Genomic DNA, 14,355 nt, shown 5'->3' with positions numbered 1-14,355 from the left:
ATGGGTGAACAACTGACAGAATCCGATGTTAAAAGAATCGAGGAGGAAATCCGGCACAGAAAGGTGGATTTACGCCCCAAGCTTACCAGAGAGGTGAGCGAAGCTGCTGCACAGGGAGACCGCTCCGAGAACTTTGAGTATTACGCGGCAAAGCGTGCCAACGGGCAGAACAACTCCCGGATCCGGTATCTGGAGAAGCTTTTGCGCTTTGCGACGATTGTCTCTGATCAATCCAGGGAGGATGAGGTCGGACTCAATAATACAGTTACGGTATATTTTGAGGATGATGAGGAGGAGGAAACCTACCGGATTGTGACATCGATCCGGGGACACTCTCTGGAAGGACTGATTTCCAATGAATCCCCGTTAGGTCGTGCTCTGATGGGACACAAGGTGGGAGACCGGGTTGAAGTAAAAACAGAAAATGCGGGCAGCTACTTTGTCGTGATTAAAAAGCTGGAAAAAACAGGCGAGAGTGCGGAGGATCATATCAAGGGATTTTGACGTATCCGGAGGTCGGATTTTTTGATAGCGATCGCTTTTAAGCCTATTATGGAGTAAAAATCCGGAGATAAAACCGGAGTAGATGTAAGACGTAAGTAAAAAACGATCAACGAAAGGGATGTGCTTCAAGCCGTTATAGGTTTGAAACACATCCCTTTTTTAGAGGATAAGCTGCATATTAGAGGACAAGTGGTATAGAGTAAAGTATCCGGCAGGGATCAACAGGAGTCAGACCATCAGGCTGGGACGACGCACCTTTTGGGAAATCGGAACGTCATCCGTTCCGGTGCAGATCACGGCTTCGCTGCTTTCTTTGTCCAGAGCACAGAAATCGACATGCTGATAGAGATAATTCATAAGCTCCCGCCGACGTACAATGCCGATAAAATGATCAAGATCATCAACGACAGGCACAAAGTTCTGATTGACCGCACGATTTACAAGACCCTCCATCGAGCTTGCAACACCTACCGGTATATAATGGTTTTTAAGGGGAATGTCTTTGACCTGTACCCGCTCCGCATCCTTGAGATTAAATTTTAGATTATTTTTGAGTGCATACAGGATGTCTCCTTCTGTGACAATCCCGAAAAATTTGCCGTCCTTAGTGAGGACCGGTATGGAAGAATATCGGTGGTATTCCATTTTTTCCATAGCCATTCTGACCGTATCCGTATCCTCGATATAAGCGACGTCGCATTTCGGAGTCAGGAAAAAAAGTATATTCATGCCTATCTGCTCCCTCCTTTTGATTTCCTCGTTTCTATTTTTCATACTTCCAATATAGCAAGGATTTGTAAATGAAGTTTGTCCAGAATCTTACGAAATCCGAAACATGATTAAAACATTTTAAACAAATTCACGAAGCTTTCTACTTCTTATATTATAGCATAAGTCACTGAGATTTGGGATAAGCGTGAGAAATTAAGAGCAGAATGCCGGGGGCGGAATACCCGACAGCGTGCCGGAGGGAAGTACTTTTTGACATTAAGAACGGCAGATAGTAAAATATTGCAATAACATATAGCGATACATATCGCAATGCATGTATATAGAAGGCATGGAAGCTATATGGGGAGAATGCAGTTATGGCAGAATTGGTAAAAGACAAGGTGGAAACAGCTTCATCAGAAGTTCATCAGGATAAAAATAAAATGCTGACACCGGATGTGAAACAGACAGAAATCACGCTGGAGCATCCGAAGGATAATACACCTCCGGAGGTTTTGTATCAGCAGCTGATCCGGGATATCAGGAAGTATCATCCCTCCGGAGATCTGTCCATGATCGAAAAGGCATATCATGTTGCGGCCAAGCAGCATAAGGATCAGAAACGTAAATCAGGAGAACCGTATATCATTCATCCGCTCTGTGTAGCCATTATCCTGGCAGATCTGGAAATGGATAAGGAGACCATAGCTGCAGGTCTTTTACATGATGTTGTAGAGGACACCGGTATGACGCTAGAGCAGGTGGAGAAGGAGTTTAATCCGGATGTTGCACTGCTTGTAGATGGTGTCACAAAACTGACACAGCTCAATTTAAATACGGATAAGGTCGAAATGCAGGCGGAAAACCTGCGTAAGATGTTTGTCTCGATGGCAAAGGATATCCGGGTTATCATTATCAAGCTTGCAGATCGTCTGCATAATCTGAGAACGTTGGAATATCAGACGCCGGAAAAACAGAAGGAAAAGGCGAGGGAGTCGCTCGAGATTTATTCGCCTCTTGCAGATCGTCTGGGTATCAGCAAAATCAAAATTGAGATGGATGATCTGTCGCTTAAATACCTGGAGCCGGATGTCTACTATGACCTTGCGGAAAAGGTGCATCTTAAAAAGGAACAGAGAGAGGCAAGGATCAATGCCATTGTTGCCGAGGTGTCAAGCCACATCAAGGAAGCGGGGATTGATGCCCAGATTAACGGGCGTGTCAAGCACTTCTTTTCCATCTATCGTAAGATGGTAAACCAGAATAAAACCATAGACGAGATCTATGACCTTTTTGCAATCCGGATTATTGTGGATACGGTACGGGACTGTTATGCGGCTCTGGGTATCATTCATAAGATGTATACCCCGATTCCGGGACGGTTTAAGGATTACATCGCCATGCCTAAGCCAAATATGTACCAGTCGCTGCATACAACGGTGATTGGCAAGGATGGCGTTCCATTTGAAATCCAGATCCGGACGTTTGAAATGCATCGTACTGCGGAGTTTGGTATTGCAGCGCACTGGAAATATAAGGAGCAGGGCGGCTCACAGGAAAAGGTATCCGATAATGAGCTTGCCAAGATGAACTGGCTCCATGAGATCATGGAGTGGCAGAAGGATGAGTCGGACTCCAAGGAGTTTATGAACATGGTTAAGTCAGACCTTAACCTGTTTAATGAAAATGTGTATTGCTTTACGCCGACCGGTGATGTTAAAAACCTGCCGGCGGGTTCCACGCCGATTGATTTTGCCTATGCAATCCATTCTGCGGTCGGAAACAAGATGGTTGGAGCCAAGGTCAATGACAAGCTGGTTCCGGTGACCTATCAGCTGCAAAATGGAGACCGGGTCGATATTATTACGTCTCAGAACTCCAGAGGTCCCAGTCGTGACTGGCTTAAGATTGTAAAATCCACGCAGGCTAAAAACAAGATTAACCAGTGGTTTAAGTATGTGCAAAAGGATGAAAACATTGAGCGGGGCAAGGACCTTCTCGAGAAGTATGCACATTCCAAAGGCTACAACCTCGGAGATCTGACTAAGCCGGAGTATATGGAGGGTGTGATCCGGAGGTACAGCTATACGGACTGGGATTCGATCCTTGCTTCGGTAGGACGGGGTGGCCTTAAGGAAAGCCAGGTTATTGCCAAGCTGATTGATCTTAAGCAGAAGGAAGCGGAAAACAGCAGGAACGATGAGGATGTACTTGAGAACATCGAGAGCCTCAGCAAAAAGACGGAAGTCATACGGAAGTCCAAGTCTGGTATTGTGGTCAAGGGTATCCACGATCTTGCCGTGCGCTATGCCAAGTGCTGTTCGCCGGTTCCGGGGGATGAGATTGTAGGCTTTGTCACAAGGGGTCGGGGCATTACGATCCATCGTACAGACTGTATCAACATGATGAATCTGCCGGCGGATGAAAAATCCAGGCTGATTGAGGCGGAGTGGCAGATGGATGACTCCGGAGAAACCTATGCGACAGAGCTTACCATTTATACCAATAACCGTGTAGGACTGCTCGTGGATATCTCCAAGATCCTTACGGATGCCAACATCGACATCAAGGCGCTGCAGTCGAGGGTCGGTAAAAATGAAAAAGCGACCATTACGCTGTCCTTTGACATTCACAACAAGGAAGAACTGTCAGTGCTGGTAGACAAGCTGCGTAAGGTAAACGGCATCCTCGACATTGAAAGAACACAGGGGTAAACATGTTAAAGGTTTCAAAATATACGACTGGAGTGATACAAACCAATGTATATTTCTGCTTTGATGATACAAGCAGGGAGTGTGTTATCATTGATCCGGCTGCGAATGCAGCTAAAATCATTGAGATCGTGGAGCAGCAGCTGCATGCTTTGCCGCAGGCAATTTTGCTCACACACGGACATTTTGATCATATGATGGCGGCGGAGGAGACGGCGGAGCATTTTGGCGTTGAGATATTCGCATCAGAAAAAGAACGGGAGCTGCTTAAGACACCGGAGTGGAATTTATCGTCCAATTTCCAGCTGGATATTGAGGTTACAAAGTTTACAGCGCTTAAGGATCATGACATACTTCCGCTGCTGGGTCACAGGTGGGAGGTTATTGCCACACCGGGACATACCAGCGGGTCTGTCAGCTATTATGTACCATTAACTATGGAGGAAGAGGCAGCAAATGCCGGCCTCCCGGAAAAGGAACGGCAGGTACCGCTGCTTTTTTCCGGGGATACCTTATTTAGAGAGTCTTATGGCAGAACGGATTTTCCCGGAGGTTCAGAAACCGAAATCTTGGACAGCATTTGTAACAGACTGCTGGTATTGCCGCCGGAGACGCTGGTGTTTCCGGGACATGAGGGGATGAGCAGCATTGCCAACGAGCAGAAGTACAATCCGGCAGCTTACCTTACCATGATGCAGCAGAAAAATAACGGGCAGTGAAACATAACGGACAGTGAAACAAAAAAATGAAAAAGGAAATGAGGCGAAGCATTGATCAGATTGATCTTAGATAAAGAAGCGGCAGAGTACGAACAGGATCTCCGTGAGCTTACCAAGCAGTTTTATCCGGGGGAAGACTTTGAAATCCATACACCGGATGGAGTGCATCTTTCGGAAACGACACAGGAAGAAAAGAACGCTCTTAAAAAGGCACAGGAGAGTGGCACTGCAGCAAGGGTGAACCGGAAGTCAGCTAAAAACCGCAGCCATATGGTGATGGAGCTGACACCGGAGGGCGCCGCCGACGATGCCATCCGGTTGAGTCTTACAGTGCATGCTGCAGAGCTTCCTCTGACCGGGGACCGCAGGACGGATAAATCCATGATTAAGGCGCTGGCATATCAGAAGCTTACGGGTCTCAGCGGCAAAGCGCTTCCCTGGGGAGATCTTACCGGCATCCGCCCGGTTTCCCTTGTGAGTCCGATGATGGAGCAGGCTATGGCAAAAGATCCGCTGCATCATCTTACGGAGGAGGACCGGGCTGCGATCCGACAGAAGATAAGTAAGGAATATATGCTTGAGGGTGAGAAGCTGGAGCTTGTGATGGAAATTGCGGAGCGCGAACAGCAGATCCTCGGGCGGATCCTTGCAAAAACAGGCAGAAGCTATCAGGAGGGCTGGAGTCTTTACATTGGTATCCCGTTCTGCCCGACCCGGTGCCTCTATTGCAGCTTTCTGTCCAATACCATCGACCACTGGGAATCAAGACTTTCCTTATATTTTGAGCATCTTGCAAGTGAGATCCGTCTCGCAGTTTCCGAAATGTCCGGGAGACTTGGCAAGACGCTGCAGACGATTTATATCGGCGGCGGTACACCAACGGCGTTAAATGCCTTCTGGCTTAAGCGGCTGATGGAGCTTGTTCATGAAGAGTGTGATTTTTCGGGCGTCGTGGAGTTTACTGTGGAGGCGGGACGTCCGGACTCGATCGACCGCGAGAAGCTTGAGATCCTTAAGGCAGCAGGGGTCGACAGGATTTCCGTAAACCCGCAGACTTTTCAGCAAAAAACCTTGGAGCTCATTGGCAGGAAGCATTCGGTAGAGGAAACCATTGCGGCGTATCGACTTGCGCGTGAAGTGGGATTTAACAATATCAATATGGATATCATCCTCGGGCTCCCGGGAGAGAAGCTTCCGGAGGTGACGGATACCTTATGTGAGATTGCAAGGCTTAAGCCGGACAGTCTCACGGTGCATACGCTTGCAGTGAAACGGGCGGCGAGACTGACTCTGGAGCGGGATTACTGGGCAGGCGTTTACCGCGCGGGAGATGAGCAGGAGATTGTGAGAGAAACAGAGCTCGCACATCAGGCGGATCAGGATGCCGGGCTTACATTCCGGTATCCGGAAATTACCAGGATGATGATGGCAGCAGAGTATACAGCGGCGCTTCTGGATCTGAAGCCCTACTATCTCTACCGTCAGAAAAATATGGCGGGAAATCTGGAAAATGTCGGATACTGTCTGGAAGGCAAGGAATGTCTTTATAATATCCTCATGATGGAGGAGAAGCATAGCGTCATCGGCTGTGGCGCAGGTACGTCCACCAAGCTTGTGCTGCCGGACAAGGATGGAATTTCAGGGCAGAAGCGAGTGGAACGATGCGATAATGGTAAAAGCATCGGAGAGTATATGGATCATTTTGAGAAATATAAAGAGAGGAAGCTCCGGCTTTTTAAAATGTTTACGTGAATTTTACAGTTTCATAGAATTGAAATTTACAGAAGCCTCCTATAGTGGCGATTGTAAGGAGAGAAAATCCTTACGATTGGACTCACTACAGGAGGCTTTTTATTATGAAAAAAACAATCGGAACTTTACTTTCTATGGCACTTATTGCAGGCGCACTCAGCGGATGTGGAGCAAGCGCTGCCAAGACAGAGGCTGCAAATACCAGCACTGCAGCGGCAGCAAGTACAAAAGCAGAAACTACTGCTGCAGCATCTAAGGCTGAGGCAAGCAGCAAGGCAGCAGAATCAACGCAGGCGGAGACTGCCAATGCCGGCGGCGCAGATGGATCGTTTGAGGGCAGCATTGACGTAATTTCCAGAGAGGATGGTTCTGGCACAAGAGGCGCTTTTATCGAGCTCATGGGCATTGAAGAAAAGAACGCGTCTGGTGAAAAGGTGGATAATACCACACAGGATGCGGAGATCACAAACTCGACAGAGGTTATGATCACAACTGTAGCCGGAGATGCGCAGGCGATCGGATATATTTCACTTGGATCCTTAAACGACACGGTGAAGGCACTTTCCATTGATGGGGCAGAGGCAACCGTCGATAATATCAAGTCCGGAAAGTATAAAGTCGCAAGACCTTTTAATATCGTTACTAAGGGAGATGTCAGTGCAGAGGCACAGGATTTCATCAAATTCATTTTTTCCGAGGATGGTCAGAAGGTTGTAGAAGACAATGGCTACATTTCACAGGGCAATGAGGGTGCCTATACTGCAGCAGGCACCTCCGGAAAGATTACTGTTGCAGGCTCCTCTTCTGTAACTCCGGTCATGGAAAAGCTCGCAGAGGCGTATAAGGCGCTCAACCCGCAGGCTACAATCGAAGTACAGCAGTCTGACTCCACAACAGGCGTTACATCCGCAATCCAGGGCGTATGCGATATCGGTATGGCATCCAGAGAGCTTAAGGATTCGGAAATCTCACAAGGTGTCAAGGCACAGGTTATCGCCATGGATGGCATCGCAGTCATTGTCAACAAGGACAATGGCATCAATGGCCTCACATCAGATCAGGTTAAGTCCATCTATGTTGGTGATACCACAGACTGGTCTGATCTTAAGTAAAGAAAGCTGAGGAAACATGGAAGCGGAAAATGTTACCATGCTCAGGACGGAGGCAGATGTAAAGCGTATGGTTAGAAATCAGCCTGGCGGACACGGGAATTCCGCCAGACTTAAGGAAAGCATAGCAAAATATATTTTCATGGTACTTGCCAGCATGAGTATTGTCCTTGTTGTGCTGATCTGTGTTTTCCTTTTTGCCAACGGTCTGCCTGCGATTTTTAAAATCGGTCCGAGAGAATTTTTACTTGGGACCACATGGAAGCCTGGAAACAATATTTACGGGATCCTGCCAATGATTCTGGGCTCGGTGATTGTAACGATCGGAGCTATTATTGTGGGGGTACCGATAGGCATTTTAACTGCGGTCTATCTGTCCAGATTCTGCTCAAGGAAGCTGTATAAATTTATTTATCCGGCAGTAGAACTTCTGGCAGGGATCCCATCGGTTGTATACGGATTTTTTGGACTGGTTGTCATTGTGCCGGTTGTCGCGGCACTGACAAAGGAGCTTGGCGGCAAGGGCAAGTCGATTCTTACGGCGTCTATCCTGCTTGGTATTATGATCCTGCCGACCATTATCAGTATGGCAAAAGCTGCGCTGGATGCGGTGCCGGAGAGCTATTATGAAGGTTCGCTTGCACTTGGAGCTACGCATGAGAGAACCGTTTTCCACGTTATGGTACCAGCAGCAAAGTCAGGCATTTTTGCCGGCGTTGTCCTTGGTGTTGGTCGGGCCATCGGCGAAACCATGGCGGTAATCATGGTGGCAGGAAACCAGGCGAGGATGCCGAAAGGAATTTTACAAGGTATCCGTACAATGACTGCCAACATTGTCCTTGAAATGGGGTATGTTACGGATCTGCATCGGGAAGCATTGATTGCGACCGGAGTGGTGCTGTTTATTTTCCTCTTAATTATTAACTCAATTTTTTCCTGGATGAAGAGAAAATCAGAAGCGGAGCATTAATCTTATGAGTCAGAAAACAGAAAGCATATTGCTTAGACTTTTAACATATATTGCGGCGATTCTTACTGTGGCAACACTGCTGTTTCTCATTGCGTATATCCTGATCAAAGGGATACCGTATCTGAAACCAAGTCTTTTTGCCTGGGAATATAATACGGAAAATGTTTCCCTGATGCCTGCACTGATCAATACCATTGTGATGGTTTTCCTATCGCTTCTTGTAGCGGTACCGATGGGAGTCGGATCAGCCATCTATCTTGTGGAATATGCTAAAAAAGGCTCAAAACTGGTGGAGCTTATCCGGCTCACGACAGAAACACTTTCCGGCATTCCTTCCATTATTTATGGCCTTTTTGGATATCTCCTGTTTGTGATGCAGCTTGGTATGGGGTATTCCATCCTTGGAGGCGCTCTTACGATCAGCATCATGATCCTGCCGCTCATCATGCGGCAGACAGAGGAATCGCTGAAGGCAGTGCCGGATCTTTTTAGAGAGGGTTCGTTTGGACTTGGCGCTGGAAAGCTAAGGACGATTTTTGCGATTGTCCTGCCGGCCAGTATCCCCGGCATCCTGGCGGGAGTGATCCTTGCTATTGGCCGAATCGTCGGCGAAACCGCCGCATTGATTTATACCTCCGGGACAGTAGCGGGGATTCCTGCCAGTGTGATGGGATCGGGCAGAACGCTTGCAATCCATATGTATGTCTTGACCAATGAAGGACTCTATACCAATCAGGCATATGCCACTGCGGTCGTTTTACTGGTAGGGGTTCTGGGGATCAATGCATTGTCTGCATTCGCGGCAAAAAAACTCGTAAAGGTCTGAGTATAGCAAGAAATCAGGAGAAAAATGGACACTTCACAGAACAAGTTTACAATACGAAATATGAATCTGCATTATGGTCAGTTTCATGCACTGCATAATATCAATCTGGATATCAAGACCAATGAAATCACGGCGTTTATCGGACCGAGTGGATGTGGAAAGTCCACACTTCTTAAATCCTTAAACCGGATGAATGATTTAGTCGAGGGCTGTGTCATTGATGGAGAGGTCCTTCTGGATCAGGATAACATCTATGACAAGTCCATGGATGTGAATTATTTAAGGAAACGGGTTGGTATGGTTTTCCAGAAGCCAAATCCATTCCCAATGTCGATTTATGACAATATTGCTTACGGACCAAGAACACATGGAATCCGGAATCGTCAGAAGCTGGATGAGATCGTGGAAACTTCGCTTAAGCAGGCGGCGATCTGGGATGAGCTTAAGGATCGTCTTGGGAAATCTGCGCTGGGACTTTCCGGTGGACAGCAGCAGAGACTTTGCATTGCAAGAGCGCTGGCGGTAAAACCTGAGGTACTCCTGATGGATGAGCCGACCTCTGCACTGGATCCGATTTCCACGGCTAAAATTGAGGATCTCGCGATTGACCTTAAAAAAGATCTTACGATTGTCATTGTCACGCACAATATGCAGCAGGCAACAAGAATCTCGGATAAGACAGCGTTCTTTCTGCTGGGAGATCTCATTGAGACGGGTCCGACAGACCAGCTGTTTTCCATGCCTAAGGAGAAAAAAACCGAGGATTATATTACAGGAAGGTTTGGGTGATCATATGAAAAGTATAGGATTCTGGGACCTTGCAGTGATGTGGTTTTATATTGCGGCTTTGCCGAAGCGCTGCCTGGCAAAGGCGTGCCGGAGTATCTGGAGTCTGACACAGGAATTTTTTAAGAAAAACATGAATCCGGAGGTAAGATGCCATGCGGAACAGATTTGACCGGCAGCTGGACGATCTTAATCGTAATCTAACGGAAATGGGGTCCTGCTGCGAAGAGTGCATCGGACAGGTTGCGGTAGCATTGTCCAGTATTAATGAAATCAGCAGGAGTCATGAGTCCGGTGTGACGGAACGTCTTATTGAAAAGATCTATGAATCGGATGCGGAGATTGACAAGCTGGAAAGAACGATAGAAAACCAGTGCTTACGTCTGCTCCTGGAGCAGCAGCCGGTGGCAAGAGACCTCCGCTACGTTTCTGCCGCACTCAAAATGATTTCCGACATGGAACGAATCGGCGATCAGTGTTCGGACATCGCGGATATTGCAAAGTACCTGTCGACGGAAAACAAGGGTACACTGGAATCGGCTGTCCATATCCAGGATATGGCAAGCGCAACCATGAATATGGTCATGCGGGCAGTGGACTCTTTTATCAAAAGAAATCTGGAAATAGCAAAGGTCGTGGAGAAATCCGATGATGTCGTGGATGAGCTTTTTGTAAAGGTCAAGGAAGAGATTGCGGAGATGATATCCAGGCATCCGGAGCAGGGAGAGTCACTGCTGGATCTTCTGATGGTCGCAAAATACTTTGAGAGGATCGGAGACCATGCGACCAATATCGCCGAGTGGGTAGAGTTTTCCATCAATGGAGAGCGGCCGCTTAAGGTAAAATATCAGTTTGATGAAGCAAGCCAACAGGAAATCAAAATCGATAAAAAAACAAGCTGACGGAGATTTCCTTAAGCTTACTGAAATTATATCAGTCATGCATAAATCATGCGGAAGCGCCTGGAAGTGCAGCATAAGACGCTTTACATACTTGCAATATTGTTTGATTTCGCCTATACTTTCCGGGTATAGGCGAAATTTTTGTTCTATAAATTATGAATCATAGAAAAATGACGGAAATTCCTTTTTAAGGATGTCCGATAGACAGGAGATCATATGGGATTTGAATTTAGAAGAAAGCTGCCTTCCTCGGCAGAAATCAGAGAGCAGATTCCTCTTTCCGCAGAGCTTGCCGAGATCAAGGCGGAACGGGATGAAGAAGTTAAAGCAATTTTCCGCGGGGATTCCAAGAGATTCCTTCTGATTATCGGACCATGCTCCGCGGATCACCCGGACCCTGTGCTGGAGTATTGCGGCAAGCTTAAAGAGGTCGCGGAGCAGGTGAAGGATCGGATCATGATTATCCCGAGAATCTACACCAACAAGCCGAGAACTACAGGTGAGGGGTATAAGGGCATGCTGCATCAGCCGGATCCGGAAAAAGGCGCCAATGTTGCGGATGGCATCGCAGCCATCCGTAAGCTGCATCTCGCAGTGCTTAAGGAAACCGGGTTTAGTACGGCGGATGAAATGCTGTATCCGGATAATCTCAGGTATCTCTCGGATATCATGAGCTATGTCGCGGTAGGCGCGCGTTCCGTAGAGAACCAGCAGCACCGCCTGGTGGCCTCCGGCATTGATGTGCCAACCGGTATGAAAAACCCGACTTCGGGGGACCTCGGTGTTATGCTTAACTCTATTTATGCCGGTCAGCATCCGCATGATTTTATCTTCCGCGAGTGGGAGGTAAAGTCGGATGGCAACCCGTATACACATGCGATTCTCAGAGGCTCGCAGAGTAAGCATGGTCAGATTATGCCAAACTATCACTATGAAGATCTGAAGCTTTTGCTTAATCTTTATAATGAACGAGAGCTTGAATATCCTGCAGTAGTTGTGGATACGAATCACTGCAACTCGGCTAAGAAATACAAGGAGCAGCTGCGGATTGCACAGGAGGTTATGCATTCGCGGAAGTACTCACCGGAGTTAAATGACTTTGTCAAGGGTCTCATGGTGGAGTCCTATCTGCTCGAGGGCAGCTGTAAGGTGGAGGAGCATATTTACGGTAAATCCATTACCGATCCATGTATTGGCTGGGAGGATACGGAAAGGCTGATCTCCATGATTTATGATTATATGCAGCAGACAACGGTCTGATAATCAACGGAAACTATAGAAAGAGGGTATCATATGGGAGTTTATGAGGAGCTGGTAGCTCGTGGTCTGATCGCCCAGGTTACGGACGAGGACAAAATCAAGGATCTTGTAAATAATGGTAAAGCCACTTTTTATATTGGTTTTGATCCGACGGCAGATTCTCTGCATGTAGGACATTTTATGGCGCTGGTTCTGATGAAGCGTCTGCAGGCTGCCGGCAATAAGCCGATTGCTCTGGTGGGCGGCGGAACCGGTATGATTGGTGATCCATCCGGACGTACAGATATGCGTAAGATGATGACCATTGAGCAGATTGATCATAACTGCGAATGCTTCAAGCAGCAGATGAGCCGCTTCATCGAGTTTGGTGAGGGCAAGGCCAGAATGGTAAATAATGCAGACTGGCTTCGGGATCTTAATTTCCTGGAGTTTATGCGGGATATCGGCTCCTGCTTCTCGGTAAACGATATGTTACGTGCGAGAGCCTATGTAAATCGTATGGAGAGAGGACTTACCTTCCTGGAGTTCTCCTACATGCTGATGCAGGGCTATGATTTCTATCGTCTGTACAATGACTATGGCTGCAATATGGAGTTTGGCGGAGATGACCAGTGGTCCAATATGCTTGCCGGAACAGAGCTGATCCGTAAGAAGCTGGGAAAGGATGCCTATGCGCTGACCATTACCCTGCTGACCAATTCGGAGGGCAAAAAAATGGGCAAGACCGTCGGCGGCGCGGTATGGCTGGATCCTAAAAAGACTTCTCCGTATGATTTCTACCAGTACTGGAGAAATGTTGATGATGCAGATGTAATCAAATGCATGAAGCTTCTTACGTTTATTCCGCTTGAGGAAATAGATGAGATGGCGAAGTGGGAGGGCGCTGACCTTAACAAGGCAAAAGAGAAGCTTGCGTTCTCACTTACGGAAATGGTTCATGGCAGAGAGGAAGCAGAAAAGGCGGATACGGCAGCCAAAGCCATATTTATGGGCGGTGGAGATTCTGAAAATATGCCCAAAGTTCTGCTCAAGGATGAGGATTATAAGGATGGTTCCATTGACATCCTCGGGATCCTGGTAGCCTCCGGTCTATGCAGTTCCCGCGGCGATGCGAGAAGAAATGTGCAGCAGGGCGGAGTCACTGCAGCAGGAGAAAAGGTCACAGATATCTCTTTGAGCTTTACTAAAGAAGCACTTAAGGATGGCATCGTGGTGCAGAAGGGCAAGAAAAAGTTTGTGAAGGTGATCGGATAAGACTCTGTAAATTTTACAATTCTCTTACTAAAAACCGCATTGCTTGCCGATCCCTTAAAACTGCACTATAATAAAGCCTGTAATCTTAAAAGGAGATTGACAGATTATAATGTTAAGTTTAAAAACCTTGAAGCTGGGAGCTCTGCTCAGTGCGATGATTTTGGGAACAGCTTTTCCGGCGATGGCTAAAACAAAAAGTGCTGCGCAGGCACAGGATCCGATTCGCCTGGTGATGGACAGCGACTATGTTGATGGCAAGGTCAATGATCCTGCATCTAAAAATACACGCAAGGCTTATATCGTTTGCAATAATGCGGAATTTCATCTGGAGTCTGCAAGCTCTGATATTTCGGAAGCAGACGTCATAGTATATGAAAACACTTACGTTGACGGGCAGGATTTTGGCGTTCGAAACCGGATTGTTAAAAAGACCTTAAAGATCAATGACAGTGAGCAGCTTCTGCCGGACAATATCTATGAGAGCTGTCTTGGTGACGGATCGCTTTATGATTTTGTCAATCACTGTTATGATGTGCGTGTCTATATGGATGAGCAGGATACAAAATATGTGGACTATTATTTCGGCATTGTAGATGACAATATTTTTTCTGAAATGTTAAAAGCACAGCAGGAAAAACAGGCTGCGAGCAAGGAAACAGAGTCTGCGGCTTCCGGTGGACCGGTTGTCACAAAATAAAAAGTCAAAAGACATTGCCTTTGGCAATGTCTTTTTTTAGTGTATTTTTGATTTTTTTCATGCGTTTTTTTTCATGTTACCCCTATAGGATCTGAAGAAGTCTTATCAAAATCTGCAATAATGTAAGAAAGTGTAAGGGAAATTATGTAGCATA

The 14,355-nt window shown here is 47.0% G+C and carries 14 protein-coding genes; 13 read left to right on the top strand and 1 reads right to left on the bottom strand.

Going from position 1 to position 14,355, the window contains the following annotated elements:
* On the top strand, positions 1–504 hold the full coding sequence (locus ACTNEN_RS07965) for a GreA/GreB family elongation factor (protein ID WP_441205667.1): 504 nt from the start codon (positions 1–3) through the stop codon (positions 502–504).
* Positions 505–732: 228 nt separating this feature from the next.
* Here ACTNEN_RS07965 and ACTNEN_RS07960 read toward each other — a convergent pair whose 3' ends face one another.
* Positions 733–1,233 carry a CBS domain-containing protein gene (locus ACTNEN_RS07960; RefSeq protein WP_441205666.1) on the bottom strand — a complete coding sequence of 167 codons (501 nt, stop codon included), beginning with the start codon at positions 1,231–1,233 and terminating at the stop codon, positions 733–735.
* A gap of 425 nt (positions 1,234–1,658) precedes the next feature.
* On the opposite strand from ACTNEN_RS07960, the gene ACTNEN_RS07955 reads away from it, so the two are divergent.
* The 12 genes from ACTNEN_RS07955 (at position 1,659) to ACTNEN_RS07900 (ending at position 14,201) form a co-directional block, all read left to right on the top strand.
* Complete coding sequence (locus tag ACTNEN_RS07955; protein WP_441205728.1) at positions 1,659–3,929, top strand: RelA/SpoT family protein; 2,271 nt, start codon at positions 1,659–1,661, stop codon at positions 3,927–3,929.
* Between the two features lie 2 nt (positions 3,930–3,931).
* A complete protein-coding gene (locus ACTNEN_RS07950) occupies positions 3,932–4,645 on the top strand; it encodes an MBL fold metallo-hydrolase (protein WP_441205665.1) in 714 nt (237 codons plus the stop codon).
* A 51-nt stretch (positions 4,646–4,696) separates the two neighbouring features.
* The gene (hemZ, locus tag ACTNEN_RS07945; RefSeq protein ID WP_441205663.1) at positions 4,697–6,397 is read left to right on the top strand and encodes a coproporphyrinogen dehydrogenase HemZ; all 1,701 of its coding nucleotides are present in this window, start codon (positions 4,697–4,699) and stop codon (positions 6,395–6,397) included.
* A 104-nt stretch (positions 6,398–6,501) separates the two neighbouring features.
* On the top strand, positions 6,502–7,509 hold the full coding sequence (locus tag ACTNEN_RS07940; RefSeq protein WP_441205661.1) for a substrate-binding domain-containing protein: 1,008 nt from the start codon (positions 6,502–6,504) through the stop codon (positions 7,507–7,509).
* Positions 7,510–7,576: 67 nt separating this feature from the next.
* Positions 7,577–8,476: a phosphate ABC transporter permease subunit PstC gene (gene pstC / locus ACTNEN_RS07935; protein WP_441205726.1), complete on the top strand. Its 900-nt coding sequence runs from the start codon at positions 7,577–7,579 to the stop codon at positions 8,474–8,476.
* A gap of 4 nt (positions 8,477–8,480) precedes the next feature.
* The gene (gene pstA / locus ACTNEN_RS07930) at positions 8,481–9,302 is read left to right on the top strand and encodes a phosphate ABC transporter permease PstA (RefSeq protein ID WP_441205659.1); all 822 of its coding nucleotides are present in this window, start codon (positions 8,481–8,483) and stop codon (positions 9,300–9,302) included.
* 24 nt (positions 9,303–9,326) lie between these two features.
* Positions 9,327–10,091 (top strand): phosphate ABC transporter ATP-binding protein PstB, encoded by a 765-nt coding sequence (gene pstB, locus ACTNEN_RS07925; RefSeq protein ID WP_441205657.1) that lies wholly within the window; start codon positions 9,327–9,329, stop codon positions 10,089–10,091.
* 4 nt (positions 10,092–10,095) lie between these two features.
* Positions 10,096–10,260 (top strand): hypothetical protein, encoded by a 165-nt coding sequence (locus tag ACTNEN_RS07920; protein ID WP_441205655.1) that lies wholly within the window; start codon positions 10,096–10,098, stop codon positions 10,258–10,260.
* On the top strand, positions 10,244–10,990 hold the full coding sequence (phoU, locus tag ACTNEN_RS07915; protein WP_441205654.1) for a phosphate signaling complex protein PhoU: 747 nt from the start codon (positions 10,244–10,246) through the stop codon (positions 10,988–10,990). Before ACTNEN_RS07920 ends, phoU begins: the two co-directional genes overlap by 17 nt.
* Before the next feature lie 216 nt (positions 10,991–11,206).
* Entirely contained in the window at positions 11,207–12,250 is a 1,044-nt protein-coding gene (locus tag ACTNEN_RS07910; RefSeq protein WP_441205652.1) for a 3-deoxy-7-phosphoheptulonate synthase, read from the top strand.
* A gap of 33 nt (positions 12,251–12,283) precedes the next feature.
* The gene (gene tyrS / locus ACTNEN_RS07905) at positions 12,284–13,504 is read left to right on the top strand and encodes a tyrosine--tRNA ligase (RefSeq protein ID WP_441205651.1); all 1,221 of its coding nucleotides are present in this window, start codon (positions 12,284–12,286) and stop codon (positions 13,502–13,504) included.
* Between the two features lie 109 nt (positions 13,505–13,613).
* Positions 13,614–14,201: a hypothetical protein gene (locus ACTNEN_RS07900; protein ID WP_441205649.1), complete on the top strand. Its 588-nt coding sequence runs from the start codon at positions 13,614–13,616 to the stop codon at positions 14,199–14,201.
* The last annotated feature ends 154 nt before the right edge of the window (positions 14,202–14,355 follow it).

Source organism: Oribacterium sp. HCP28S3_H8 (genome assembly GCF_052064775.1).
In the GTDB taxonomy this organism is placed as follows: Bacteria; Bacillota; Clostridia; order Lachnospirales; family Lachnospiraceae; genus Oribacterium.
Note: the sequence above shows the minus strand (reverse complement) of the source record. Positions and strands in the feature narration are given on the sequence as shown.

Bases quoted from the DNA above. Each gene is read 5' to 3' on its own strand.
- ACTNEN_RS07965 (WP_441205667.1), top strand. From the start codon at position 1: ATGGGTGAACAACTGACAGAATCCGATGTTAAAAGAATCGAGGAGGAA.
- ACTNEN_RS07960 (WP_441205666.1), bottom strand. From the start codon at position 1,233: ATGAATATACTTTTTTTCCTGACTCCGAAATGCGACGTCGCTTATATC.
- ACTNEN_RS07955 (WP_441205728.1), top strand. From the start codon at position 1,659: ATGCTGACACCGGATGTGAAACAGACAGAAATCACGCTGGAGCATCCG.
- ACTNEN_RS07950 (WP_441205665.1), top strand. From the start codon at position 3,932: ATGTTAAAGGTTTCAAAATATACGACTGGAGTGATACAAACCAATGTA.
- ACTNEN_RS07940 (WP_441205661.1), top strand. From the start codon at position 6,502: ATGAAAAAAACAATCGGAACTTTACTTTCTATGGCACTTATTGCAGGC.
- pstC (WP_441205726.1), top strand. From the start codon at position 7,577: ATGGTTAGAAATCAGCCTGGCGGACACGGGAATTCCGCCAGACTTAAG.
- pstA (WP_441205659.1), top strand. From the start codon at position 8,481: ATGAGTCAGAAAACAGAAAGCATATTGCTTAGACTTTTAACATATATT.
- pstB (WP_441205657.1), top strand. From the start codon at position 9,327: ATGGACACTTCACAGAACAAGTTTACAATACGAAATATGAATCTGCAT.
- ACTNEN_RS07920 (WP_441205655.1), top strand. From the start codon at position 10,096: ATGAAAAGTATAGGATTCTGGGACCTTGCAGTGATGTGGTTTTATATT.
- phoU (WP_441205654.1), top strand. From the start codon at position 10,244: ATGCGGAACAGATTTGACCGGCAGCTGGACGATCTTAATCGTAATCTA.
- ACTNEN_RS07910 (WP_441205652.1), top strand. From the start codon at position 11,207: ATGGGATTTGAATTTAGAAGAAAGCTGCCTTCCTCGGCAGAAATCAGA.
- tyrS (WP_441205651.1), top strand. From the start codon at position 12,284: ATGGGAGTTTATGAGGAGCTGGTAGCTCGTGGTCTGATCGCCCAGGTT.
- ACTNEN_RS07900 (WP_441205649.1), top strand. From the start codon at position 13,614: ATGTTAAGTTTAAAAACCTTGAAGCTGGGAGCTCTGCTCAGTGCGATG.